This is a genomic window from Ruegeria sp. K3, from assembly GCF_056531845.1.
In genome coordinates this window covers 1-756 of the sequence record NZ_JBQFMM010000036.1, presented here as the reverse complement: position 1 = coordinate 756, position 756 = coordinate 1, and the positions used below count along the sequence as shown (strand labels likewise).

Sequence of the window (756 nt, the reverse complement as noted above, 5' to 3'; positions counted from 1 at the left end):
TCGTAGCGGGTTGCCACACGCCGCCAATCCTTCAACCTGCCGAACATGATCTCGATCCGGTTAGGCCGTTTGTAACGACGCTTGTCGTACTTAGCCGGTTTCTTCCGCTGTTTCCGGCCAGGGATGCAGGCGCGTATCCCTTTGTCTTTCAACGCTTCCCGGAACCAATCGGCGTCATAGCCACGATCCCCGAGCAGCCAATCGACATCCGGCAGGCCGCTCAGCAGTGCCCGCGCACCAATATAATCGCTGACCTGACCGGCGGAGATGAACAGGTTGAGCGGACGTCCCCGGCTGTCGCAGATGGCATGCAACTTGGTGTTCATGCCGCCCTTGGTGCGCCCGATCAGGCGCCCACGCCCCCTTTTTTGACGCCCAAACTGGTCGCGGTACGCTGAGCCTTCAGGTAGTTAGCATCAATCATCACGGTCTTCTCTTCGCCGTGTTCGGCAGCCAGACCGGCCATCATCCGGGCGAAGATGCCCTTGTCGATCCACCGCTTCCAACGGTTATAGAGCGTCTTGTGTGGGCCATACGCCGAAGGGGCATCGCGCCATCTCAACCCATTGCGATTAATGAAGATAATGCCGCTCAACACACGACGATCATCAACGCGTGGCATGTCGTGGGACTTGGGGAAGAAAGGTTCAAGACGCGCCATCTGCGCATCCGTCAGCTAGAAAAGATTAGACATGGTCACCGCTCGATTTTCGAACCGTGAATCACGCAGCCAAGCGGAAATCAATGGGTCCTGAC

1 pseudogene is annotated in these 756 nt (G+C 57.7%); it reads right to left on the bottom strand.

The features are described from left to right. A pseudogene (locus ACR0MP_RS22010) lies at positions 1 to 661 on the bottom strand (IS5 family transposase); the annotation flags it as partial. Between the last annotated feature and the right edge of the window lie 95 nt (positions 662 to 756).